This is a genomic window from Larkinella harenae (genome assembly GCF_054780515.1).
In genome coordinates this window covers 846,075-869,379 of the sequence record NZ_BAAGWE010000002.1, presented here as the reverse complement: position 1 = coordinate 869,379, position 23,305 = coordinate 846,075, and the positions used below count along the sequence as shown (strand labels likewise).

At 51.4% G+C, this 23,305-nt stretch carries 18 protein-coding genes; 8 read left to right on the top strand and 10 right to left on the bottom strand.

The window, feature by feature from the left end:
- Window positions 1–52: 52 nt before the first annotated feature.
- From ACYVH9_RS14910 to ACYVH9_RS14895, 4 genes are all read right to left on the bottom strand, one after another.
- Window positions 53–2,413, bottom strand: coding sequence for a DUF1549 domain-containing protein (locus ACYVH9_RS14910; protein ID WP_460637157.1), 2,361 nt, complete (start codon window positions 2,411–2,413; stop codon window positions 53–55).
- Window positions 2,414–2,540: 127 nt separating this feature from the next.
- Window positions 2,541–4,043 (bottom strand): RagB/SusD family nutrient uptake outer membrane protein, encoded by a 1,503-nt coding sequence (locus tag ACYVH9_RS14905; protein WP_460637156.1) that lies wholly within the window; start codon window positions 4,041–4,043, stop codon window positions 2,541–2,543.
- A gap of 15 nt (window positions 4,044–4,058) precedes the next feature.
- Window positions 4,059–7,235, bottom strand: coding sequence for a SusC/RagA family TonB-linked outer membrane protein (locus tag ACYVH9_RS14900; RefSeq protein ID WP_460637155.1), 3,177 nt, complete (start codon window positions 7,233–7,235; stop codon window positions 4,059–4,061).
- A 182-nt stretch (window positions 7,236–7,417) separates the two neighbouring features.
- Window positions 7,418–7,672 carry a hypothetical protein gene (locus ACYVH9_RS14895; protein WP_460637154.1) on the bottom strand — a complete coding sequence of 85 codons (255 nt, stop codon included), beginning with the start codon at window positions 7,670–7,672 and terminating at the stop codon, window positions 7,418–7,420.
- A gap of 354 nt (window positions 7,673–8,026) precedes the next feature.
- On the opposite strand from ACYVH9_RS14895, the gene ACYVH9_RS14890 reads away from it, so the two are divergent.
- Window positions 8,027–8,584: an RNA polymerase sigma factor gene (locus tag ACYVH9_RS14890; protein WP_460637153.1), complete on the top strand. Its 558-nt coding sequence runs from the start codon at window positions 8,027–8,029 to the stop codon at window positions 8,582–8,584.
- Window positions 8,585–8,628: 44 nt separating this feature from the next.
- On the opposite strand, the gene ACYVH9_RS14885 is transcribed toward ACYVH9_RS14890, so the two are convergent.
- Together ACYVH9_RS14885 and ACYVH9_RS14880 are read right to left on the bottom strand one after the other, a co-directional pair.
- The gene (locus ACYVH9_RS14885; protein ID WP_460637152.1) at window positions 8,629–9,198 is read right to left on the bottom strand and encodes a DUF417 family protein; all 570 of its coding nucleotides are present in this window, start codon (window positions 9,196–9,198) and stop codon (window positions 8,629–8,631) included.
- An 83-nt stretch (window positions 9,199–9,281) separates the two neighbouring features.
- Entirely contained in the window at window positions 9,282–10,142 is an 861-nt protein-coding gene (locus ACYVH9_RS14880; protein ID WP_460637151.1) for a helix-turn-helix domain-containing protein, read from the bottom strand.
- A gap of 272 nt (window positions 10,143–10,414) precedes the next feature.
- Here ACYVH9_RS14880 and ACYVH9_RS14875 point away from each other — a divergent pair, with 272 nt between their 5' ends.
- Window positions 10,415–12,193, top strand: a complete 1,779-nt coding sequence (locus ACYVH9_RS14875; RefSeq protein ID WP_460637150.1) for a glycoside hydrolase family 9 protein — start codon at window positions 10,415–10,417, stop codon at window positions 12,191–12,193.
- A gap of 25 nt (window positions 12,194–12,218) precedes the next feature.
- Here ACYVH9_RS14875 and ACYVH9_RS14870 read toward each other — a convergent pair whose 3' ends face one another.
- The gene (locus ACYVH9_RS14870; RefSeq protein WP_460637149.1) at window positions 12,219–13,235 is read right to left on the bottom strand and encodes a zinc-binding alcohol dehydrogenase family protein; all 1,017 of its coding nucleotides are present in this window, start codon (window positions 13,233–13,235) and stop codon (window positions 12,219–12,221) included.
- A 232-nt stretch (window positions 13,236–13,467) separates the two neighbouring features.
- Window positions 13,468–15,990 carry a T9SS type A sorting domain-containing protein gene (locus tag ACYVH9_RS14865; protein WP_460637148.1) on the bottom strand — a complete coding sequence of 841 codons (2,523 nt, stop codon included), beginning with the start codon at window positions 15,988–15,990 and terminating at the stop codon, window positions 13,468–13,470.
- Window positions 15,991–16,267: 277 nt separating this feature from the next.
- On the opposite strand from ACYVH9_RS14865, the gene ACYVH9_RS14860 reads away from it, so the two are divergent.
- Complete coding sequence (locus ACYVH9_RS14860; protein WP_460637147.1) at window positions 16,268–17,011, top strand: hypothetical protein; 744 nt, start codon at window positions 16,268–16,270, stop codon at window positions 17,009–17,011.
- Window positions 17,012–17,118: 107 nt separating this feature from the next.
- Here ACYVH9_RS14860 and ACYVH9_RS14855 read toward each other — a convergent pair whose 3' ends face one another.
- Window positions 17,119–18,210 (bottom strand): ScyD/ScyE family protein, encoded by a 1,092-nt coding sequence (locus ACYVH9_RS14855; protein WP_460637146.1) that lies wholly within the window; start codon window positions 18,208–18,210, stop codon window positions 17,119–17,121.
- Between the two features lie 350 nt (window positions 18,211–18,560).
- On the opposite strand from ACYVH9_RS14855, the gene ACYVH9_RS14850 reads away from it, so the two are divergent.
- The 5 genes from ACYVH9_RS14850 (at window position 18,561) to ACYVH9_RS14830 (ending at window position 22,890) form a co-directional block, all read left to right on the top strand.
- On the top strand, window positions 18,561–19,208 hold the full coding sequence (locus ACYVH9_RS14850) for a response regulator transcription factor (protein ID WP_460637145.1): 648 nt from the start codon (window positions 18,561–18,563) through the stop codon (window positions 19,206–19,208).
- Window positions 19,209–19,339: 131 nt separating this feature from the next.
- A complete protein-coding gene (gene metF, locus ACYVH9_RS14845) occupies window positions 19,340–20,299 on the top strand; it encodes a methylenetetrahydrofolate reductase [NAD(P)H] (protein ID WP_460637144.1) in 960 nt (319 codons plus the stop codon).
- 68 nt (window positions 20,300–20,367) lie between these two features.
- Entirely contained in the window at window positions 20,368–21,870 is a 1,503-nt protein-coding gene (locus ACYVH9_RS14840; RefSeq protein WP_460637143.1) for a glycoside hydrolase family 32 protein, read from the top strand.
- A 129-nt stretch (window positions 21,871–21,999) separates the two neighbouring features.
- A complete protein-coding gene (locus ACYVH9_RS14835; protein WP_460637142.1) occupies window positions 22,000–22,431 on the top strand; it encodes a nuclear transport factor 2 family protein in 432 nt (143 codons plus the stop codon).
- Window positions 22,432–22,476: 45 nt separating this feature from the next.
- A complete protein-coding gene (locus ACYVH9_RS14830; protein WP_460637141.1) occupies window positions 22,477–22,890 on the top strand; it encodes an energy transducer TonB in 414 nt (137 codons plus the stop codon).
- Window positions 22,891–22,947: 57 nt separating this feature from the next.
- Here ACYVH9_RS14830 and ACYVH9_RS14825 read toward each other — a convergent pair whose 3' ends face one another.
- Window positions 22,948–23,274 carry a HesB/IscA family protein gene (locus tag ACYVH9_RS14825; protein WP_460637140.1) on the bottom strand — a complete coding sequence of 109 codons (327 nt, stop codon included), beginning with the start codon at window positions 23,272–23,274 and terminating at the stop codon, window positions 22,948–22,950.
- Window positions 23,275–23,305 lie beyond the last annotated feature (31 nt).

Here is a 23,305-nt window from a genome sequence, read left to right as displayed (position 1 = left end):
CTATGGTTTTTACTCGTCAGGCTTTGTTGAAAAGCCTGACGAGTATTTACATTTAATTGATCAATTGAAATTCCGGATGCAGGCTGATTGCCCAGACTAAATCCTGAATGCCTTCCACATTCGGCGTTTTACCCACTATTTTCTCCGCAATGGCCAGCTCTTTTGGCTGCGGTTCGCGTCCTAAGGCTTTCCAGTACAGTTGTTTCACTAACTGGTCGGAGGTCGGGTATTGGGCCTTCCATTGTTCGGCTCCGCGCTTCAGGGCGGCATTAAACTTGGCACCATTCGTCAGCTCGAGTGCCTGAAGCAAATTGGCCTGCGAAGCCCGGCTGGTGCTGACGGTTTCGCGGTTCGGACGGCCCAGCGCGGTCAGGAAAGGGTCATTTTTTACCAGCGAAGCCCGCGGGAACGCTATTTCCTGCTTGATGGTTTCGGGCAACCGTTTCGCAGCCAGGGATGAATCGCCGTAGATGGGGTTGAAGGCCAGACTAACCGCATCCGCAAACTGCTCTGCCGACATCCGCCGACGCACCATGCCTTCAAACACGAACGTTGGGGCCGTGAGCAACGCGGGGTCTTTCACGCTGATGGAAGGCAACTGGTAGGTTTTGGAGGTTAGAATGGTGGTCATCAACTTTTTGATGTCGTAGCCGTTGGCTGCAAAATCGGCCGCCAGCCAATCCAGCAGGTCCTGGCTCCAGGGTTCATTGTCCATCATATCGACGGGTTCGACCAGGCCGCGGCCCATCAGCTGTGCCCAGACCCGGTTGACCAGCGTGCGATACAGTCGTCCGTCTTTCGGCTGGGTCATGAACTCGGCGAGCTCGCGAAGCCGTTGTTCGGTGGGTGCCTGTCCGTTGATGGTACCCAGTTCCTTAAACAGAATGGCGCGTCCGGCCATCTTACCCGTTGGTTTGTCGCAACGGTGAATTTCCAGCGTCGTGTCGGAAAAAACGTTGGCAAAGGCGTAAGCGTCGGCCAGTTTCCAATCACTGATAAAACTGTCGTGGCAGGAAGCACACTTCAGGTTCAGGCCGAGAAAGACCTGCGCCACATTTTGGGCGGCCTGCATTTCGGTGCTCTGGCTCGAGTTGATCGTTCCCCGCCATTTGATGCCCTTGATGAAGCCTTCAGACTCTTTCGTTGGGCTGATCAGTTCGCGGACAAACTGGTTGTACGGTTTGTTGTTTTTCAGCGAAGCATACAGCCACTTGGTGATGTCGAAGCGACCGCCGGTGATATACCCCGTTCCGGAATAATCGTTTCGCAGGGCGTCGTTCCAGAACGTGAGCCAGTGTTGCGCGTAAGCGTCGTTCTGGTTGAGCAGTTCGGTTACCAGCAGCTCACGTTTGTTGGGGCGCGGGTCGGCGGTAAAGGCCTGTACTTTTTCGGGTGTTGGCAGCAAACCAACTACATCCAGATAAACCCGGCGCAGGTAGGTACGGTCGTCGACGACGGTTTTCCAGGCAATCTTGTTTTTCTGAAAATACACATTGACAAATCGGTCAACGGGATTGGCCAGGTCGCCGGTAGCCGCCGGAATGGCGGGCAGTCGGGGTTCCAGGGCGGCTACGCGGTAAATGCTTTTTTCAGCACCGCTGGGCCAGGGAGCGCCTTGTTTAATCCAGAACTCAAGGACCGCAATTTCTTTTTCGGTGAGCCGTTTGCCCTTGGTGGGCATGGCGTCTTCGTGACCAGCGGGCAATTTGACCCGGCGGATTATATCACTGTTTTCCGGATGACCTGCTTTCAGGATGGGGCCGTTTTCGCCCCCTTTCATCAGTAACTCTTTGTTATCGAGCCGCAATTCGCCTTTCATTTTCGTGGCGCTGTGGCAACTGTAGCAATTGTGGGCCAGAATGGAGCGAACTTCCAGATTTAAATCCTCAATCTGTTTGGCGTCGAGTGGTTGGTTGGTATTGCTGATGAAGGCCAGATTTTGTTCGGTACTGGCAGGTGTTTCACGCTCTTTACCGAAGGGTAAAACGCTGGTCAGGTAATCTTCACCGTGGGTTAGCAGGGCTCCGTAGTGGCCCGCAATGCTGACGCCAAAAACCGTCATAAACAGCAAGCTGCGGTATAGCGCCAGCCGCTGGGTCCGAATGGCAAAAACCGTTAAAATAGATAGCGCCATGGTGGCCAGACCGGCCCACTGGTGAACCGTTACAGTTTCACCCCCGTATTCTTCCTGATTGATTAAGATTAAACCAAAAACGGCTGCCACCACGGAACTGATGGCACCGATCCATACCAACGCCGTAATACCGGCCCGCATGTCGTTGGACTTGCGGGACCAGCTGACAACTTCCAGCAGCAGGGCAACACAGAGCAAACTGACCGGAAAATGGACCATCAGCGGATGCAGACGGCCGAGGAACTGCCAAAGCCAAAATGATTCTGTCAAAATAGTCACTTCGTGAGTAGGGGTTAGTTAACTGATCACGATAAGAAAATGCACCTTACCGCATGGATCAATCCTAAATTTACATTAATCCATCCAATAAGGCGCATTTTTCAGGATAAACTATCCTGCACTTTCCTTAGTAACCCGGATTTTGCGTCAATTTTGCGTTAATCAGGATTTGTGGAGCCGGAATGGGCAGGAAGTATTCGTTTTCAGTGAAAATATAATCCAGGGCATTGAAAGCAACACCACCCCGGTCAACCGTTGGTTTGGCTTTTTCGCGGGCACCGTGGGCATTCATAAAGGCTACCCATTGGGCGGGCGTCATGGTCCGTTTCAGATCAAACCAGCGGTGGTTTTCGAAAGCCAGCTCCAGCCGACGTTCCTTCAAAACCGCCGTCCGAAAAGTGTCTTTGGTTAGCCCGGCCAGTTCTTTCAACCCGGCCCGTTTCCGAATCTGATTCAGGTAATCCAGCGCTTCTGTCGTTGGGCCAGAGGCTTCGTTGATGGATTCTGCCAGCATCAAAAGTACATCGGCGTAACGGAGCACCGGCCAGTTGTCGTTGGTCCGGCCCGCAATCGTGTGCGCGTGATTAAATTTCACCACGTACGGAATCACAACGGTTTTTCCGTTCAGCACGTATTCGGTTTTCAGGGACGCATCTTTCCGCAAATCACCCGGTTCATAGGCCGCAATGATGTCGTTGGTTGGGATGTTCCGGCCACTCGGCACAACGGTTGAAAAGCCGGTTACGGCGTTGGACGACAACCGGGGCGCAAACACGTACGTAAAGTTGCTCCATTCGCCCAGGTCATTGTCGCCCTGGTATTGAATCTCAAAAATGGACTCGATACCGTTCTTTCTCGCCGTATTGAAATTTTCGGCGTAGCTCGCATTCAGGGCATATCCCAGCGTCGTGACCTGCTTGAGCGTGGTGACAGCGTCGGCGTACTTTTTCCGGGTCAGGTAGGTTTTGCCCAGTAAGCTCAACGCGGCACCTTTGGTGGCCCGGCCCAGATCAATCGCAGCGCTATATTTCGCCGGCAGGAGATCGGCGGCTTCTTTCAAATCTGTTTCCACCTGATTCCAGACGTCGGCCTGCGGAGACCGGACCAAAGCAAACGCTTCATCGGGTGTCGCAACCGTTTTGGTTACCAGCACTACGTCACCGAATAACTGCACCAGATTAAAATAAAGGTAGCCACGGATAAACTTCAACTGGCCTTCCACTTCTTTTTTCGGACCATCGGCCACGGTGGCAGCGGGCAGTTTTTCGAGCGTCAGGTTAACGTTGTAGAGCGTGGCATAGTACTGGTTCCACAAGCCGGCAATTTCGCCATTGCCGGAGTTGACGGTCGAGTATTCGAACGCTTCCCAGCCACCAGCGCCCCCGCGGTCGAGCGGATTGAGGTCCACTGTCGTATTGTCGGTTTGAAATTCACCGAACAGGTAAGCGGTATTGGTAATGGTCTGCAACTGGCTGTAAACGCCATTTACAGCTTGTTTTAATTGTGTTTCATTCTGGTAAAAGACACCGGTACCGATGCGGGTCGGGTCGGTTTGGTCCAGAAAGTCTTCCCGGCAGGACGTTTGCACCATCCCGAGAACGACGATTGCTATGGCAGTTAATTTTTTCATCTTTCTCTGATAGGATTAGAAGTTGACTTTAAGACCGGCGGAGAAGGTTCTGGGAATCGGGTACGACTCGTCGTCGTTGTTCAGCTCGGTTCCACCGCGTACCCCGGCATCAGGGTTGTTGCCCGGGTACTTCGTCCACAGGAACAGGTTAGAGGCATTAATGAAAATTTTAGCATCCGTTATCCCTTTGAATCTCGGAATGCTGTAGCCGATGGTCACGTTCCGCAGCCAGATGTTGCTTCCGTCATAAACATAGCGTTCACTGCTTTCGCGCGACCATTTGAAGTAGTTGGTTCCACCCTGTGAGTTTTTCGAGCCCGGATTGGATCCCGGGTTTTCGGGTGACCGCCAGCGATCTTTCGCTTTTTCGAGGACGTTGAAAACGCCGTCCATGTTCATGGTCGAAGCCTCAATGTTGCGATAAATATCGAAGTCATGAGCACCCGTGAAAAGCAGGTTGATATCAAACCGTTTCCAGTCGGCTGCGAAGGTCCAGCCCCAGGTAAAGGCCGGGTTTGGATTTCCGATGATGGTCATGTCGCGGGTGTCGTAGGTTACTTCACCATTGCCATCGGTATCGGCAAACTTCATGGCACCCGGAATGGCACCGTCCTGCCGTGGAGATGCGTCAATTTCTTCCTGGGTATTGAAGATGCCTAGTTTCCGATAGCCGAAAATCATCCCGATTGGCTGACCGACCTGCTGGATGTTGTAACCGCCGTATTGGCTACCCTGCAAAATGAAATCGTTCTGGCCTTTGATAGCCAGGATCTTACTCCGGTTGAAGGTGATGTTGGCATTCGTCCGGAAATTAACCGGGCCAATTTTAACCCGGTAATTGGCTGCCAGCTCGACACCCCGGTTGCGAACTTTCCCGATATTGGCCAGCGAGTTCGTAAAACCCGAAACCGACGGAATCGGTACGTTCAGCAACATATCGGTGGTGATCTTGTTGTAATACTCGAAAGTGAAAACCAGGCTGTTATTGAACAGGCCCAGATCCATTCCCAAGTCCAGCTGATCTGATTTTTCCCAGCCTAATTGGGCGTTGGCGAATGAACTTACGCTTTTGCCCGGCACCAACTGGCCACCCAGGATGTAGTTGTTAATTCCCAAAAAGGCCAGGCTGGCGTAGTTTCCGTCGTTCCCGGCGTTTTGACCAATTCCGAAATTGTTGTTGGCCGACATGGCGTAACTGTTGTTTCCGGTCATCCCCCAGCTACCCCGGATTTTGAGATCGGTCAGCCAGCTTGGCTTGGGCAGGAAAGATTCCTCCGATACCCGCCAGCCCGCGGAGAAGGCCGGGAAGTTGCCGTATTTGTGTTCGGCGCTAAAACGGGAACTGCCCTCCCGCCGGAAGGAAGCCGATAACAGGTACTTGTCTCGGTACGAGTAATTGGCCCGGGCAATGTAAGCCAGCATCGTCCAGGTACGTTCCATCGAACTAGAAGACCGGATCGAAGCGGCACTCAGGTAAGGAACCAGATCATCCGGGAATGTATTTCCAGAACCGTACAGACCTTTCACGGTTTCCTGTTGGGCGGAAATACCCGCCAGCGCGTCGAAGCTGTGGTTTTCACCGAACTTTGTATTATAAGTCAGCAGTTGGTCGGTTGCGTAGTTCTGCAATTCTTCCGCATCCTGCCGGGCAGTGGCAATTCGTGGAGGAGCTCCGTTGGTTCCGTTTTGTACGGGTAAACCGATGGTTGAGGGTACATACTCCTTGTACGTATTGTAATTCAGTTTCGCGTTGACAGACGAGCGGAATTTCAACCCTTTCAGCAGTGAAACTTCGATAAAACCGTTGGCCGTCAGGTCGGCAATGTAACGGTTTCTTTTCAGGTTTTTCAGGACAAACAACGGGTTTGGAAAACCAAAAACCCCATCGCTTCCGTTGTAGTACGGAATCAGTTCACCTTTTTCATCGTAAGCCGGGAACCGGGGGTCCATCAGCAGTGCCCCTCCAATGGTATTGCTCCGGCCATCCGTATTGGCCAGACTCGACCGAGCGTAGCTACCGGCCAGGTTAACACCCACCGTAATGAAGTTATTAATGTCACCACCCAGGTTGCTTCGCAGGGACAGCCGGTCATAATCCGTATATTGCAGAACCCCCTCTTCTTTATAGTAACCAGCTGATACGAGGGATCGAACCGGACCTTTGCCGGCTGCCAGAGTGAGGTTAACGTCCGTATATTTTGCGTTGTCATTCAGGATCAGATCGTACCAATTGGTTGAATACTTGGTCTGTTCCGGATACCGGAATCCAATGGGCACTTCTTCAATGGACGGTTCGCGTTTCTGGAAATACCGAATGTTATCCATGAACACATCTTTTTTGAACTGGGCAAAATCCGGCCCGTTCAAAACCTTGATTTTCCGGGTATCGGGTAGATTTTGGATACCGTAATCGACAGACAAGTTCAGGCTGGTTTTTCCTGCTTTCGCACTTTTTGTCGTAATCAAAACAACCCCGTTGGAGCCGCGGGCGCCATAAATTGAAGTGGCTGCTGCATCTTTTAGGATTGAAACCGTTTCGATGTCATTCGGGTTGAGGTTTTGTCCAACGGAAACACCCACCGGAAAACCGTCGATAACGTACAACGGATCGCTGCCTGCTCCGAGCGAGCTGATCCCCCGGACTCTAACCTCAAATTGTTGGCCGGGTGTACCACTTTTTTGCTTGGTTACAACACCCGGAGCCTGTCCTTGCAGAAGGCGGGTAACGTTGGAGGCTGGCACTTCCCCGATTTCTTTCATATCGATGACCGATACGGCCTGGGTGATGTCCTGCTTACGTTGTGTACCGTACCCGACAACGACCACTTCGTCCAGTGAGCGATCGCCTACGGCCAGCTGAACATCAACTTGGTTGCGGTTTCCGACGGCAACCTCCTGTGAGAGATACCCCACGAAAGAGAAAACCAGGGTGGCGTTGTTTTCCGGAACATCCATGCGGTACGTTCCGTCGGCTGCGGTGGTGGTGCCCCGGGTGGTACCTTTCAGTACGACACTAACGCCCGGCAGGGCATCACCTTTTTCGTCTTTAACCAATCCGGATACGGTCCGGTCGAGCAGCGCATTGGCCCGGGCATACAGGCTGGTCGTAGCCAGCAGTAGCAGACAGAGCGGAATGAGCGCAACTCTCCTTAAAATGCCCAGTAGAGGCCTAGTTGGTAAGTGTTTTTTCATTTGCTTTTTGATTAAATCGTCGAATACAAAATTGAATTTGCCATGATTGTTGCCCGCTGCGTGCGAGGTTGCGGGTGGCCAGAAATCGGTTGTCGATTTGGCTGGCGTACGGTACGAACGGTTTTTGAATACAGAAACAGGGTTTAGGAACAGTCAGAAATAACGCATTGTGAACTTCAGAATTAGGGATCGTTTTGTTGCTCCCACTTGATCGGAGCAGGCATTTTTTCGGGCTTTTTACCCTGTTGAAGGCGCCGTTGAATTTTGGCCCAAAGCAGGGCTTCCCGCTGCTCTTCCGTTAGCACATTGGCCCGACTGTCGGGTGAGTAATCCAGTAAATCATACCAATAGTCCATCATCTGTTTTTCGTCATCAGAACTGGTGCCATCAACGTAGCGTTGAAGCAGCTCTAAAAATCCCTGGCGATTTGTTTGCATGCTTAATGGCGAAAACAGGAGGCTATATTATCTATGTCAATCTTGTGCGTCAAAGCCGTAAAAGATTTTATTAAATAGCGGAATGTTTATATTTTAAAAGCTTTTCAATCCTGAATATTCTTTCTTTTGTTATACGATGTGATTTTAAAGTTACGGGGATCCTTTGGCAGCGAAACCGGAGCTGGAAATAGTAACCGGCTGTTTTTGGAGGGGAGGTCGATGGGGGAGCGGAAAGGCTCAGACAGGTAAGTGCAGGATAGCCTCTACGGCGTAAATGGGAATCTTAGGATATAAATTTATTCTTTTTGGAGACCCCACCCAAGAAGAAACGTGCCTAACCCACTCTAGCTTTTTATGGATTATTCAGTTTTAAGCGACGCCGTATTGGTGAAACTCCTCCAATCGGGCGATGCTGCGGCTTTTCAGGCCATTTACCGTAAATACTGGCAGCCGCTCTTCACGGTAGCCCGGAAAAAGTTGTATTCGGAAGAAAACGCCGAAGAGTTGATTCAGGACCTGTATGTAGATTTGTGGGAGAGACGGGAGACGATTCAAATTGACGATTTGAAGAAATATTTGTTTGGGGCGGTCCGGTACAAAATTTTAAACCATATCAAGTCCCTGCTGATTCGGCAGAAATATGAGAATTTCAAGAGTGCGCACCTGCCCGACTTCGATTGCCGCACGGAAGAATTGCTAGCTTACGAAGACTTGAATAAAGCGCTTGAAAAAGGGATTAATCATCTGCCGGATAAGACCCGGCAGATTTTTCGGTTGAATCGGCTGGAAAACCAATCGGTTCGCCAGATTTCGGCCTCACTTCGTATTCCTGAGCGTACGGTTGAGTACCACATTATGCAATCCTTGCGCACCCTCCGTTTTCATCTGAAAGACTATGTAGAAGTGGTTTGACGGGTATACTGGAAACAGGGTAAATCTGGGATTGGCACACCGAATTATGCTTGTTGGCTGCGGTTGAGGTAAAGCCGGGCCGATTCGCTTAACGTGATGATTGCTCCGCCCAGAATCACCAGATCTTTGATGACAAGCCGTCCGCGTGCCGACAAATACGGAAATCCCGTGTGTTGGTCGCCCAACGGCGGTACCCAGCTTTCGGGCGTGGTTACCAAAAAAGAAAGCGTTCCGAGGGTCATGATAAAGATGAGCAAACTGCCCACCATACTGGCGAAGGGGGCAACCGGGTGGAGCGCCACCAACACCGCTACCGTTACTAGAAAGATGCCCAAACCAACCGAGAAACTGTACGTATTGTTGGTTGTATGCCATTGACGGTTTTCGGCAATCAGTTCACCTTCTTTATTCATGTGCGGTTTGTAATCGACCGGATGCTGGTAAAAAAAGGACATGAAAGGGCTGTTGGCCACAAACGGAACAATACCGTCGGCTTCATAGGGGACAAATTTTAGCGCGCCAATCCAGAAAAAAACAACTACAATACCGAAACGGATGGCGGTTCGGCCAGCTTGGTCCAAACCGGCCAGGAAGTGTATCAGACGAGTTTTCATTGTACTGTGGTCTTCGAGTTTATAAGCAACTTGACGACACAAAACTAACGGAGCAGCCCCGGCCCCGACATGGATCTTAACGGCTATTGCATGGACAAATCTGCCACAATGGAGATACCGGTTTGCTCCCGAAAAGCCTGCGGAGAGATTTTGGTGAATTTCTTGAAAACCCGGCTGAAGTAAAATTCATCGTCGAACTTCAGGGCCCAGGCAATTTCTTTGATGCTTTTGCGCGTCAGATGTAACTGCTTTTTTGCTTCCAGAATTAACCGTTCCTGAATGAGCGCCGAAGGTGGTTTTTTGAAGTAACGGGTACAGCGTTTGGTCAGGTTATTGGGTGACATCGCCAGAAGAATGGCGTACTCCTGCGGCTTGTGCAAATCCAGATAGTGCTCTTCCAGCAGTTGTTTGAACTGTTCCATTTGTTCGTCCCGGGGCATGGAAAGAGCCGGATTATTTAATGCTCGGGTTTTGAGGTGGCTGGCTTTGGCCAGAAACAACTGCAAATACGCGCGGAGGACCATCTCGGCGGGGTTGGGCGGGCTGAACTCGTCCGCCATATCGTTCAGGATTCGTTCCATAACGTCAACCTCCCGGTCGGCCAGATTGACGGACGGGTCGAGGTAAATGTTGTTGAACAGCAGGCCGTTGCAGGCTACTTCCTCCCGGTGGTATTCGATGCAATAAAAGTCGCCGTGAAACCGCAGCAGCCGGATTGAAAAGGCGTTGGCGGACTCGATGTAAATGAATTGCAGCGGAGTAGCAAACAATAGAACGGGGCCTGTAAACGCGAAAGTGCCAAAATCGGAGTGAAAAACACCGCTGCCTTCGGCTATGTAAAACACCGCATATTCACGGAAGGTTACCGGTTGGGAAAAAGCCGTTACGTCGGATTGTTCGAGGCACAATAAAAAATCGCCGGCGGGGGAGCAGAGTTGGTGCATGAATGGAAACGCTCAATCGGTGAGCGACAAACCTACTAAAAACCGTCTCCAGGTTACTCGCTGGGGAATGGATTCTTTTCAAAAATTCTATCGTGTCGTTGGCTGGTTTTAGTTGGATTTGAAACCGGCTGTCGGTCAATACCTTTAAGCAGTGTATGAACCCGCCATGATTGGGTTTAGAAGATTCTTCACTGCGTAAATCTGTTTCAACAAGACGAAAAGTCGGACGATTAACCGGAAGTATGCTAGTTTTAATGAAAAATTGAATGCCCATGCGATTTTCTATAACGGCCCGAATTCCCTCTCTTTTTGCCCTGTTTAGTATACTGAGTACGGTTTTTTCTCAGGCTCAGCAACTTTCAACAGCCATTCGGCTGAATCAGATCGGTTTTTATCCGAATGCCGCCAAAATGGCCATTGTGGTGAGCGATGCCCCGACGGAGTTTCAGGTGATGACGCCGGACTTGAAAAAGACAGTTTTCAAAGGAGCACTGAGCGCAGCTCGACCGAACGCAATTTCGGGCAAAACCGCTCGCCAGGCCGACTTCTCCGCGCTGAAAACCAGTGGTACTTTTGTCGTTGTGGTACCGGGCCTGGGGCATTCGTATCCGTTTGAAATCAAAACCGACGTACACCGTGCCGTGACCAAGGGCTCACTGAAAGGGTTTTACTACCAGCGGGTTTCGATCGATTTGCCGGCCCAATACGCCGGGAAGTGGAGCCGCCCGGCGGGGCATGTCAAGGAAGATACCCAGGTGCTGGTGCATCCGTCGGCGGCCTCGGCGGGGCGCCCGGCTGGTACGGTTTTGTCGTCGCCCGGGGGCTGGTACGATGCCGGTGATTACAACAAGTACATTGTTAATTCGGGTATTACGGTTGGAACATTGCTGTCGTTGTACGAAGATTTTCCGAAGTTCGGCCAGAAGCTCGATTGCGACATTCCCGAAAGTGGCAACAGTATTCCGGATGTGCTCGACGAATCGCTCTGGAATCTGCGCTGGATGCTGACAATGCAGGACCCCGCCGATGGTGGGGTGTACCACAAACTAACCAATGCCCGTTTTGACGGCATGGTTATGCCGGATAAGGCCACGAAGGAACGGTATGTCGTACAGAAGAGCATCACGGCGGCCCTCGATTTTGCGGCCGTGATAGCCCAGGCAAGCCGGATTTTCAAACCGTTTGGTCGTACCTTGCCGGGCTTGTCGGATTCCTGTCTGACGGCGGCTGTGCGGGCGTGGAACTGGGCGAAGAAAAATCCGGATCAATACTACCGGCAAAATGAAATGAACGGGAAATTTGATCCGGACGTTGTGACGGGCGAGTACGGTGACCGGGATGCAAGCGACGAATGGATCTGGGCCGCGTCGGAGTTGTACGTCACAACGAACGATGACGCGTATTACAAATCCGTTATTTTGTTTCCGGACGACAAAATGCCATTGCCGTCGTGGGCGCAGGTTCGGTTACTTGGTTATTACACCCTGGCCCGGTTTGAGAAAAACCTTTCTCCGCTCGGCAAGAACGATTTTCCGCAGTTGAAAAAGCGGCTGGTGGGTTTTGCCGACGAGCTGATACAGGATGTGGATAAAAATGCCTATCAAACCGTGATGGGTACATCGGCGAAGGATTATATCTGGGGCAGCAGTGCCGTGGCTGCGAATCAGGGAATCGCGTTGATTCAGGCCTACCGTCTGACCAACGACAAAAAATACCTGCGGGCTGCGCTCACCAACCTGGATTACCTGCTGGGTCGAAATGCTACCGGCTACTGCTTCGTTACCGGCTTTGGCGGCAAGCAAGTCATGAATCCACATCACCGACCTTCAGTAGCTGACGGTATTGAAGCGCCTGTTCCCGGCCTACTGTCGGGAGGACCGAACGGAAACGCCCCCAAACAGGATAAGTGCGAAGGCTATACGGCCACATCGGCGGATGAAATGTTTATCGACGCTTCGTGTTCGTATGCCTCCAACGAAATCGCCATCAACTGGAATGCTCCGCTGGTGTATTTGGCTGGTGCGCTGGAGGCTCTGCAAAAAGCGCAGTAAGGTATGGATTGAGTAACCGGGCTACTCAATCCACAGAGACCATTGCTTTGATGACGCCATTGGCCGGATCCAGCCAGCTGGCAAACTGGTCTTTCACCTGATCAAACGGAACCCGGTGTGTAATGTACGTGAGCGGATTGATCAGGCCTTTTTTGAGACAGTTCAGGACGTGTTCGAAATCCTGGCGGGTGCCGTTCCGGCTGCTCATCAGGGTAGCTTCCCGTTTGTGAAACTCCGGATGACTCAGGCAAACATCGCCCCGTTGCAGCCCAACCAGCACGAAACGCCCGCTGTGGGCGAGGTATTGAAAGGCGTTGTTGATGGCTTTCAGACTGCCGGTGGCGTCGATCACCACGGTTGGCATATCGCCGTTCGTAATTGTTCGGAGCTGTTCGATCACATCCGCTGAACGGGCGTCGATGGTGTGCGGAACCCGCAATTTTTCTCGGCAAAACGCCAGACGGGACTCGTTGATGTCCATCGCAATGACATGACCTCCGGCAATTCGGGCAAATTCCATAACCCCCAGTCCAATCGGGCCCGCCCCGATCACCAGCACGTATTCACCCGGTTGCACGTCGGCTCGGCGGATTCCGTGGGCACCAATGGTCAGCGGTTCGGCCAGTGCCAGTTCGTCCAGACTCAATCCGTCGCCGTGTACCAGTGCGTAGGTGGGAACGCTCAGGTATTCGACCATACCGCCATCCATATGAACACCCGAAACCCGCAGCTGGGCGCAGCAATTGGTTTTTCCCGACCGGCAGGCAATGCAGGTTCCGCAGTAAAAATAGGGGATGATGGTCACGAACTCGCCTTTTTCAAAACCGGGAGCGTCGTCGAAGTCGACCAGCTCGCCAGCCAGTTCGTGCCCTAAAATCCGGGGATATTCAAAAAAAGGCTGCGTTCCTTCAAACGCGTGCAGGTCGGTTCCGCAGATGCCAATTCGCCGGATTCGGACGATCGCGTGCCCCGGCATTACTTCCGGTTGTGTGCCGGACCGGTATTCAAACTGACCGGGCGTTGTACAGACTAATGTTTTCATTTTTGTTGCAGGACCGTTGCTGTTTTGGAGAAGCCGGTTGCCAACCCTGAGCAGCACGACCACCGTTTCGGGCCACTGCAAAGGAAAACTAATTTGGCGAAGATGACATTCAATTTATTACCGAAAACGCATGATATTTTAACCTTGCTTGTCTGCGTGGAAACAAGTACGCCAGGTTGGACTAACCTGGCGTATGGAAAAAGCAGAATAGAGTACGACGGTTTTGGGCCGACTAGCGTTTCAGTACTTTAATTGTTTTGACGTGCTGCTGATCTGTAATCCGCAACAGGTATAGCCCCGCGGGTTGCTGGCCGATTGGTAGGTGGGCCTGCTGCTTCGGTTGACTGATTTTTAGCCACTGATCCGCCACTACTTGTCCGTTGAGGTTGGTGAGCTGAAAACGCAACTGCCGATTCTGGGCTTCTTTTACTTCGACCTCCAGCTCATCGCCCGTCACGGGATTCCCTAAAATCGTGACCTTCCACGGCTGGGGTATTTCAGCCGAAGGAATCGTCAGTCGGCTTCCGCTGGGGCAGGTTAAGCTTTTGGGAGCCCACTTGAGGGTGTAATTCGTATTCGCAATTTTGGCGCTGATAACGTGCGGCTGTCCATCTTTCAACTGATGGGGCGTCGGGAAGAAATACACGTGTTTGCCGTTGCCTTTGCCCGCATCCAGAATATCCTGGCGGAAAATATTCGCTGGTATGGTGCCCAGACTCTGTCCGTCGGCGAAAAACTCGATCGTTACGGGGGTGTTAGGTTGATTAGCATCCCAGGCCCAGCCCCGGAAGGAACCGCATTCGACTTTGTCCAGATACCCGTCAAAATCTCCGCTAAGGGGCGGGTTGGGAGATGGATTTGGGTCTGGATTGGGGGTTGGATTCGGGTTTCCGTTGCCGCAGTTGAGGGTTTTATGACCCCATTTCAGGACAAAATCACTGTTCTGCACCTTCGCGGTGATGGTATAGGATTGTCCATTCTTCAGAGATTGCGGGGTTGTAAGATTATACGCATGGGCACCATTGCCTTTTCCGGCATCTTTCAAATCCTGCCGGTAAATACTGGCAGACGTGGTGCCGATGCTCTGCCCGTTGGCGAAGAATTCGAGGGTAACCGGTGCATTGGGTTGGTCCTGATTCCAGGCCCAGCCCCGGAACGACCCACATTCGACTTTATCCAGATACCCGTCAAATTTCCCGCTAACCACGGGCGGTTCCGGCTGCTGGCCGGGCGGAACAATCGTAACCGTTAAACTGGCCGGAGCGCTGACGCAGGTCCCGATTTTGCAAACGGCGGTGTACACATACGTAGCGAGTGCGTCTGTCGGGACGGTGATTGGGCCGGTGCCCGACATCAGCGGGTTGGTGCGCAGCCAGCTCAGTTCGCCGGAACAGTTTGGGGCGGTAAGCACCACATTGGGCGTGCCCTGCGTAATGGTTACGCTGGTTTGGCCGTTGTGCAGGTCTGGGGTGAGGGGCTTCACGGTTTCAAAAGCACCCAGGTCAATGGTGTTCTGCTGCACACGGTTTTGCCCCGCCAGGTCCCTAACAAGTGTATTGGCCGCGTTTAGGCCCGCGTTGATGGCTGGCGAACAGGCGGATAACCGCAAATTGGTGCTGGCTGCATCAACGAACAAAGGATTTTGGTTGATCAGATTACTACCGCCGTCGGTAAAAACCGTTTCCTGCTCGACGAGCGAATGCTGGATGGTGACCGTTGTGCCGGGATCGTTGCTGATGGCCTTCAATCCTCCGCTGTTCCAGAGAATGCAATTGGTCAAAACCGTATTGACGTGTCCTGACAGGCCCGCCGTCGCCAGCGTTACACCCGATGTGGTATTGCTGTTCGTATTCGCAAAAAAGGTGCAATTGGTGAATACCGGAGTAGCATACGCATCACCGGACGCAAAACTATATACGGCTCCTCCCTGATAGGACGAATAATTATTGGAGAAAATACAGTTGACAAAGAGCGGAGCGGGACTATAAACTTCATAGCCATATACCGCAACGGCTCCCCCAATAATGGCCCGATTGCCGGTAAAATGACAGTTGCGAATGGTTGGGCTGCCCCCGTCGATCCGAATGCCGCCACCTGAAGGACTCCCCACCGTGGCATTGCCCCCGGTAATAACAAAACCGTCTAAAACCGCCGTAGTTGACGCCCTGAGCGACCAGAGTACGTGTTTGAGGTTATCGTCGTAATTTCCCTCTTCACCCAGGTCAGCACTGAGAACCGTGGCATACTGGGCGGGATTGCGTTGCTCCATTGTTCCGCCATTGGTTGGAAAACCGCCGTATATCGCAACGTTATCGGAGAGGTAAAAGCTGCTGTTTTGGAAGACTGGTTTGTAAACGCCCTGGGCTACCCAAACTTCCGCCAAACCAGATTGGTAGCCTTGATCGATCGCTGCCTGCAAATAGTCTTTACCGTAGGCATGTTCCCAACTACTACCGTCTTTGTTGCCTGCACCTGCTTCGGTGACGTAATAAATGGCCGGACCTGATACCTTGCGGATGGCGTTGGAAGTTGAACCATCGGATGCTTGACTGTTGCCGTTGGCAGGCGCTCCACCATGAAATGGCCCGGCGGTAAACGAAGCTGGAAATGGTTTTTTCTGGGCAGATGCTGCGATTTTGGGGGGACTGGAAATGATTGTCCGCTCGTTTTGGATGCGGGGTTTTGAGATGGAATGGTTAGGGAATCCGCTCAGTGTCAATAGGTTTAATAACAGAAGTAAACAGGTTCTTTTCATGAGTGTGTTGTTTAACACGCAGGATAGCGATGTGCCTATAAAATTATTCACCGATAGGGCTCTTGGCTGAAACGCCCGGAATGAGCGGCTGAAAAAGGGCATTTAGCGGATCAAACCGTAGGCGAGGAGGCCCAATGAGCGAACGGCAAACAGCCCCGGCTGACGGTTTCTGAATAGCGCTTTTTTTTAGAAGAGATGGGCGGATTGATACCGTTGCTGTCAAAAACGAAACCATTTGCATAATACCGGGTTTATCCGTAGTCCACACACTATGCTTATGAATCGTTTTTCTTTTTCGCTGGCCCTAATCTTCTTTTTGGTGGCCGCCGGGCCGCTACAGGCGCAGTTTCGGCTTGATCTGGAATCGGGCCTTGTACTCGGAACTGCTTATACCGATGTCCGTATTCCGAATCAGGGCGGAACACTCGTTGATGTGTCTAAAGAGTTGAGTGCCAATCCGAAAGTATTTTATCGGGCCCGACTGGGCTACACCATTGCCAACCGCCACACGATTTCGGCTCTCTATGCGCCGTTGACGGTTCGTTATGAGGGTCGGTTTAGTCAGGATGTGAATTACAACGGCATCGTCTTTCCGGCCAATCAGCCTACAACGGTTTTTTACAAATTCAACTCCTACCGACTGACGTACCGGTACGATTTTGTAACCAGCGAGCGCTGGCGGGTGGGAGCGGGGTTTACCGCCAAAATCCGGGATGCCAATACCCGGTTTGAGAACGAAGTAAGCCAGACCAACTACGACAACGTGGGATTCGTGCCGTTGCTAAATTTCTACGCGGCTTATTCGCCTACTAATCGATGGATGGTTTTGCTGGAGGGCGATGCGCTGGGCGCCAAGGCGGGTCGGGCAGAAGATATTTTTCTGGGTGCAGCCTATAATTTCAGCCCCAAACTGGGTGTAAAGCTAGGATACCGGGTGGTAGAGGGCGGGGCCAATACGGATGAGATTTATACTTTTACCTGGATCAACTATGCATCGGTAGGGGTGTTGCTGACGCTTTGATATAGACCAGTCTGCACGGGGCAGGCATCTGGATTATATGTAGCAAAATGGCCAGTCCGAACGTTCGGACTGGCCATTTTGTTGGTTTGCAATTCAGAAAATGCGATCTATTTAGCGTTCAATTTGACAATGATACCAGGGCCGTAATACAGCACATAATACGTGTCTGCCATATCACTTCGCAGGATATCCACCGGCGTTGGAACGGCCGGTAATAAAGAAGTAGCTGCGTTTTCACCGCTTACGATGCGTCCGGTTGGGGCGGCTGGCGGAGGAGGGCCAAAGCCAAATTCAGTTGCAATGAGCTGACCGCCGGGAGTAAATGTAAGGTCCGTCAGGGCCGAGAAACCGTTTTTATGGACGGTTGGGGTTACCGGAGCCGGACCTGAACCACTCACTTTAAAGATTGACGACAAATTCTTGGGGAATGGGTATCCCACCAAAGTTGTTACGTAAAAATCAGTTCCGTCAAAAACAATTCCGGTCGGTACGGCATCAATCGTCGGAGGGCCGGTTGATGGATCAGTAGCATCAAAAATAGGGTTCGGAACGTCCGGGAACTTGGCATAAATGCTTAGTTGGCCGGTAGTCATGTTGCGCCGGACGATGGCATTGCCGCCTGCATCCGTGATGAACAGGTCACCATTAGGGCCAAATGTTAAACCGTACGGATTCGAATCTGGGGTATCTGGGGCATTGGGATGCTCACCCCGCACAAACGTACCAATATCGATTTTCGTCAGCGTACTGGCCTGAATGGCAGGTGTTACGCCCGGAACAAACGTAGAGACATCTACGATATAAAGGGCGTCTTCAACACCGTGCAGGATGTAGAGTTTGCCATCTTTGTAGGCCAGGTGGTTAAGACCTTCCGGCGAACCTTCCGGGCTTTCGGCTGACAGGAAACCGGTAATAACGGGGACTTTTCCCGTGGGAGTAATTACCGAAACCTGGCCACTGGCCGGGCTGGCGGTACCGCTACCCGCTTCAGTAACCCACAAGCGTCCTTTGGCATCTTCGGCTAACCCAATCGGCGAGAGTAATCCGGCCGCAACCGGGGCCTGAGCTGCCTCAAATGCCGCCGGGTTCGGAAACCGGTGGTCCTGAATTTGTTGCAGACAGCTGGTAACGACAAAGGCGGAGGTGCTGACGATCAGTAAGGCCAGCAGTGATCGAAATGTAAAGCGTTTAAAGGTCATGATAACATGGTGTTTTAATAATATAAGCGTCAGATAGTTAGAGGATTTGAATCAGAGCGATTCACTGCAAGTTAAAAGGGGAGTAGTACGATCTGGGTAATAATTTATTATTTGGCAACATTTTCTTAGGTTGTAGCCGCTTTTTTGGGGGATCAACCGGAATACCGCCCAAAAAGCCTTGAATTCAGGCAAATAAGGCCTTGACGTAGGCTCGTCCGTTTTTTCAATTTGCCGTTCAATAAATACTTGGAGGGTATAAGTAAAATTACGGTCTGACAATGGAGTGATACGACTTGTTTCAGGATTAGATTTCGCTAACTTTCAGTCCGTTAACTAATCGCTATCCATGTGTGAAAACTTCTATCGCCATCGTTGACGATCATCGGCTGTTAGCGCAGCCGATCGCTGACCTCATTCAACAATTTGACACCTACGAAGTAATTCTGATGGCAGGAAACGGGCGTGAATTGATCCGACACCTGAATCAGGGGCTCCGGCCGGACATTGTGTTGCTGAGCATTCTGATGCCCGAGATGGATGGGTACGAAACGGCGGTTTACCTCAAAAAACATTGCCCTTCCAGTAAAGTGCTGGCTTTGTCGATGATGGACCGCCGGGAAGACGTTTTTCGAATGGTTCGCAACGGTGCCCGGGGGTATCTCTTCAAGGTGTGTGACGCTGCCGAATTGCGTCAGGCGCTCGACGACCTCTGTACCAAAGGATATCATTATTCCGGGGCGATGACCGAACGACTAATCCGGCGCCTGGAAACCGTCGAAGCCGAAAAACCGCCGGTTTACTTCAAGCTCAACAGCCGCGAGCAGGCATTCCTGAAAATGGCGTGCAGTGACCTGACGTACGCCCAGATTGCCGACAAAATGTGCGTCAGTGCCCGAACGGTCGATGGCTACCGGGAGGCCATTTTTCAAAAAATGCAGGTCAAAAGCCGGGTAGGCATGGCCCTCGAAGCCGTCCGCTGGGGTTTGGTCCAGCTGTAACCCATTATCTCCAATTTTTCCCGTATTTTTGCACCGGTGTACGGCTGGGTGGTAACTACAGCCGTACATTCTGTTTTACATTTCGGTACTACGTGCGTTGTACCGGGCTACTGTTCCACTAAACATACCACATGGCAAAAGTTTCTGATCACATCCGTCGGGCAAACGGAAAGACGATCTTTTCAATTGAAGTAATTCCCCCCATCAAAGGCGATAACCTCAAAAATCTTCTGGATAATATTGAACCCCTGATGGAGTTCAAACCGCCCTTCGTGGACGTTACGTACCACCGGGAAGAATACATCGAGCGGCCCGAAACCGACGGGACGATCACGAAAATTATCACCCGCAAACGGCCCGGAACCGTCGGGATTTGCTCGGCCATTCTGCATAAGTTCGGCGTCGATCCAGTACCTCATGTTCTTTGTGGCGGTTTTACAAAGGATGAAACCGAAGATTTTTTGGTTGACCTCAATTACCTGGGCATCGACAATGTGCTGGTTTTGCGGGGTGATCCGGCCAAACCGTTTGATACGTTCAAGCCCAAATCCAATGGCTATTCGTACGCCAGTGAGCTGGTGGCCCAGGTTGCCAACATGAACCGGGGAGTTTACCTGCACGAAAGCGATCATGCGATGACGCCCAGTAACTTCTGTATCGGGGTGGCGGCTTATCCCGAAAAGCACTTTGAAGCGGTTGATTACGAAACGGATTTCAATTACCTGAAGCTGAAAATCGACAACGGTGCCGATTATATCGTGACGCAGATGTTTTTTGACAATCAGAAGTACTTTGATTTCGTTAAAAAGTGCCGGGAAGCAGGCATTACCGTGCCGATCATTCCGGGCCTGAAACCGTTGAGTACGCGCAAACAATTGCAGGTGCTTCCGCGTTTGTTTCACCTCGAAATGCCAGCAGATCTGGTAAAAGCGGTGGAAGCCTGCGAGAATGATGCACAGGCCCGGCAAATTGGTATCGAATGGTGCATCCAGCAATGCCGCGAGTTAACAAAAGCCGGTGCGCCGGGTTTGCATTTCTATACGATGGGCAAATCAGATAATATTGTGAAGATTGCCCGGGAGCTTTTTTAACCCGCTGTCCGGTGGTGGTGGGTTTATCCGAAAAATGGCTCAGAACGTATCCTAAATCGCCTTTAGTCATGAAACGTTTTTTGAATGCACTGGTTCTTTGTCTGATTGTTACTATCATGCCAACTCTCGCACAAAACAAGGCTTACGACCAGCCCTATCGTCCGCAATACCACTTTTCGCCCCGTATCAACTGGACCAATGACCCGAATGGGCTGGTGTACCACGATGGCGAGTACCATCTGTTTTACCAGTACAATCCGCAGGGAATTCGGTGGGGTCATATGACTTGGGGGCATGCTGTCAGCCCGGATTTGTTTCACTGGAAAGAGCTGCCACCGGCCATTGCCGAAGACGAAAAAGGCATGATTTTTTCGGGTAGCTGCGTGGTTGATGTAAAAAATACGAGCGGGTTTGGCAAAAATGGCCAGGTACCGATGGTCGCTATCTATACTAACCACCGCGAAGACAACCAGAGCCAGCACATTGCCTATAGCCTCGATCGGGGCCGGACCTGGACAAAATACGAAAGCAATCCCGTCATTGACCTCAAGCAGAAAGATTTCCGTGATCCGAACGTGTTCTGGCACGAACCCTCCAAACGCTGGGTGATGAGCGTTGTCTTACCGACGGACAAAAAAGCCCTCTTTTATAGTTCAGCGGATCTGAAAAAATGGGAGAAGACCGGTGAGTTTGCGTCGGCTGATTCGCCGGGCAACATCTGGGAGTGCCCGGCGCTTCTGGAAGTTCCGGTGGTGGGTTCTAAACGAACGAAGTGGCTACTGCTTATGTCCATCGGTAGTGGAACGCCCGCAGGTGGCTCGGGAATGTTGTATTACATTGGTGACTTCGACGGGAAAGCATTCCGGAGCGATTTCAAGCAGGGCGATGTACGGTTTGTGGATTACGGTAAGGATTATTACGCGGCCATCACCTTCAACAATACGCCCCGCAAAATTAGCCTCGGCTGGCTGAACAACTGGCAATACGCCAATGAGATTCCAACCGAGCCGTTCCGGGGGGCCATGACGCTGCCGCGTGAGCTGAAAATTGTCCGGGGCAAAAATGGCTACGAACTCCGGCAGGAGGTGGTCAGGGAAATCCGTCCGCTCACTTCCGATAGTTTTCAATGGCGGGGCCTGGATACGAAAGAGCTGAACCGCAGCCTGGATTCGAACCGCATCAGGGGCCAAGTGTACGTGCTGACGTTTGAAGCGGAGCTGGGCAATACCGAACTCGGAGCCAAAGTGCGAAAGGGGACTGGGGAAGAAACCGTGATCGGTTATGATCCGGCTAAACAGGAAGTGTACGTGGATCGCACGCGTTCGGGAAAAACGGATTTTCAAAAAGAGTTTGCTGGCCGGTTTTCGGCCCCGCTGAAGCGTGAAGACATTGCCAACGGACGTCTTAAAATGCAGATTTTCGTAGATCGTTCGTCGGTCGAAGTGTTTGTGAACGACGGTCAGGTGACGCTGACGAATCTGATTTTTCCGAAACCCGATAGCCAGGGATTTGAGTTTTTTGGCGACGGTTTTCGGGCTGTTACCATCCGGAATATTGAGTCGGTATTCTGAACTGGGATTCCTTGTTAAATCCAGTTAATCTTTTCTAACGAAATTTGATCGTAGTGATAATTTTGTAATGGGTATCTGATCCCAGTTAACCCCTTAATCCGCGTGCTCTCAGTTCAAGACTAGTTTTTTATGAAACCCTTCCTACTTTTCTGCGGGCTATTGATTAGCTCATTCGCTCTGGCTCAAAATTCTGCCGACGAAAAAGCTGTTCTTGAAGTTGAACGGCAACGGTTTGACGCTCAGGTCACCCGCAATTATGCAGTACTGGAAAAGGTGCTCGGCGACGACCTGATCTACACGCATTCTCACGGGCTTCAGGACAACAAACAATCGTATATCCAGTCGCTCAAAGATGGCAAGCAGACCTACGAAGCCATTGGGATTCAGGAGCAGAAAGTTAATTTGTACGGTAAAACCGCCGTTATCACCGGAATTTGCTTAATCAAAGCATCGAATAACGGGCAGGCGATCAATTCGAAAATCCGCTACACCGATGTGTACGTCAAAAAAGGGGCGCAGTGGCAGATGGTGGCCTGGCAATCGCTGAAGCTGACAAATTGATCGGTTGATCTTGACTTGGCGGTAGCAAATGTTGTAAAAGGTAATATGAAAACCCTGGTACTACTAATAGGGCTGTGCTGGCTCAGTGGCTTGGTGTACGGGCAGCAGGCTCAGGTAAAAATTAAATCGAAAGACACAAATGAGCCGGTTTTCGGGCCGGTTGAGACATCTCCTCAATACCCGGGTGGGATCGAAGCGTACTTCAGAAAACATCAACGATATCCGAAAGAGGCTCGGAAAAACAGCATTCAGGGCCGGGTATTGGTTAACTTTCGCATTGATTCGTTGGGGTACGTGCCTGATTCAACAGTTCGGATATTGAGAGGGTTGGGATATGGCTGCGATGAGGAAGCGGTTCGGTTGATAAAAAATATGGCTCGCTGGAAACCCGGAACGGTTTCAGGAAAGCCTGTACCGGTCAACTACAACATTCCTGTGTTGTTTCCCCCAAAGCCATAAAAAAGGCACCGCGTGGAAGCCGACGGTGCCTTTAACCAATCCTAATCAAGAAATATCTTATACCGAAAAGCTTTCTCCGCAGCCGCAGGTCCGGCTGGCGTTGGGGTTTTTAAACTGGAATCCTTTGCCATTCAGGCCGTCGGAAAAATCCAGTTCGGTGCCCGCCAGATAAAGCAGGCTTTTGCGGTCGACGTAGATCTTAATGCCTTTGTCTTCCACAATGTGGTCGTTGGGTTGCTGCGACGTATCGAATTGCAGATCGTACATCAGCCCCGAGCAACCGCCACCCTGAACCGCCACCCGAATGGCGTAATCATCATTCAGGCCGTCTTTCTGGCGTAGCTCAATAATTTTATCCTTTGCTTTGTCCGTTACCGAAACCATGGGAATACGTAGTATTTAGTCACTAAGGTAA

Bases quoted from the DNA above. Each gene is read 5' to 3' on its own strand.
- ACYVH9_RS14905 (WP_460637156.1), bottom strand. From the start codon at position 4,043: ATGAAAAAATTAACTGCCATAGCAATCGTCGTTCTCGGGATGGTGCAA.
- ACYVH9_RS14900 (WP_460637155.1), bottom strand. From the start codon at position 7,235: ATGAAAAAACACTTACCAACTAGGCCTCTACTGGGCATTTTAAGGAGA.
- ACYVH9_RS14895 (WP_460637154.1), bottom strand. From the start codon at position 7,672: ATGCAAACAAATCGCCAGGGATTTTTAGAGCTGCTTCAACGCTACGTT.
- ACYVH9_RS14890 (WP_460637153.1), top strand. From the start codon at position 8,027: ATGGATTATTCAGTTTTAAGCGACGCCGTATTGGTGAAACTCCTCCAA.
- ACYVH9_RS14885 (WP_460637152.1), bottom strand. From the start codon at position 9,198: ATGAAAACTCGTCTGATACACTTCCTGGCCGGTTTGGACCAAGCTGGC.
- ACYVH9_RS14880 (WP_460637151.1), bottom strand. From the start codon at position 10,142: ATGCACCAACTCTGCTCCCCCGCCGGCGATTTTTTATTGTGCCTCGAA.
- ACYVH9_RS14875 (WP_460637150.1), top strand. From the start codon at position 10,415: ATGCGATTTTCTATAACGGCCCGAATTCCCTCTCTTTTTGCCCTGTTT.
- ACYVH9_RS14870 (WP_460637149.1), bottom strand. From the start codon at position 13,235: ATGAAAACATTAGTCTGTACAACGCCCGGTCAGTTTGAATACCGGTCC.
- ACYVH9_RS14865 (WP_460637148.1), bottom strand. From the start codon at position 15,990: ATGAAAAGAACCTGTTTACTTCTGTTATTAAACCTATTGACACTGAGC.
- ACYVH9_RS14860 (WP_460637147.1), top strand. From the start codon at position 16,268: ATGAATCGTTTTTCTTTTTCGCTGGCCCTAATCTTCTTTTTGGTGGCC.
- ACYVH9_RS14855 (WP_460637146.1), bottom strand. From the start codon at position 18,210: ATGACCTTTAAACGCTTTACATTTCGATCACTGCTGGCCTTACTGATC.
- metF (WP_460637144.1), top strand. From the start codon at position 19,340: ATGGCAAAAGTTTCTGATCACATCCGTCGGGCAAACGGAAAGACGATC.
- ACYVH9_RS14840 (WP_460637143.1), top strand. From the start codon at position 20,368: ATGAAACGTTTTTTGAATGCACTGGTTCTTTGTCTGATTGTTACTATC.
- ACYVH9_RS14835 (WP_460637142.1), top strand. From the start codon at position 22,000: ATGAAACCCTTCCTACTTTTCTGCGGGCTATTGATTAGCTCATTCGCT.
- ACYVH9_RS14830 (WP_460637141.1), top strand. From the start codon at position 22,477: ATGAAAACCCTGGTACTACTAATAGGGCTGTGCTGGCTCAGTGGCTTG.
- ACYVH9_RS14825 (WP_460637140.1), bottom strand. From the start codon at position 23,274: ATGGTTTCGGTAACGGACAAAGCAAAGGATAAAATTATTGAGCTACGC.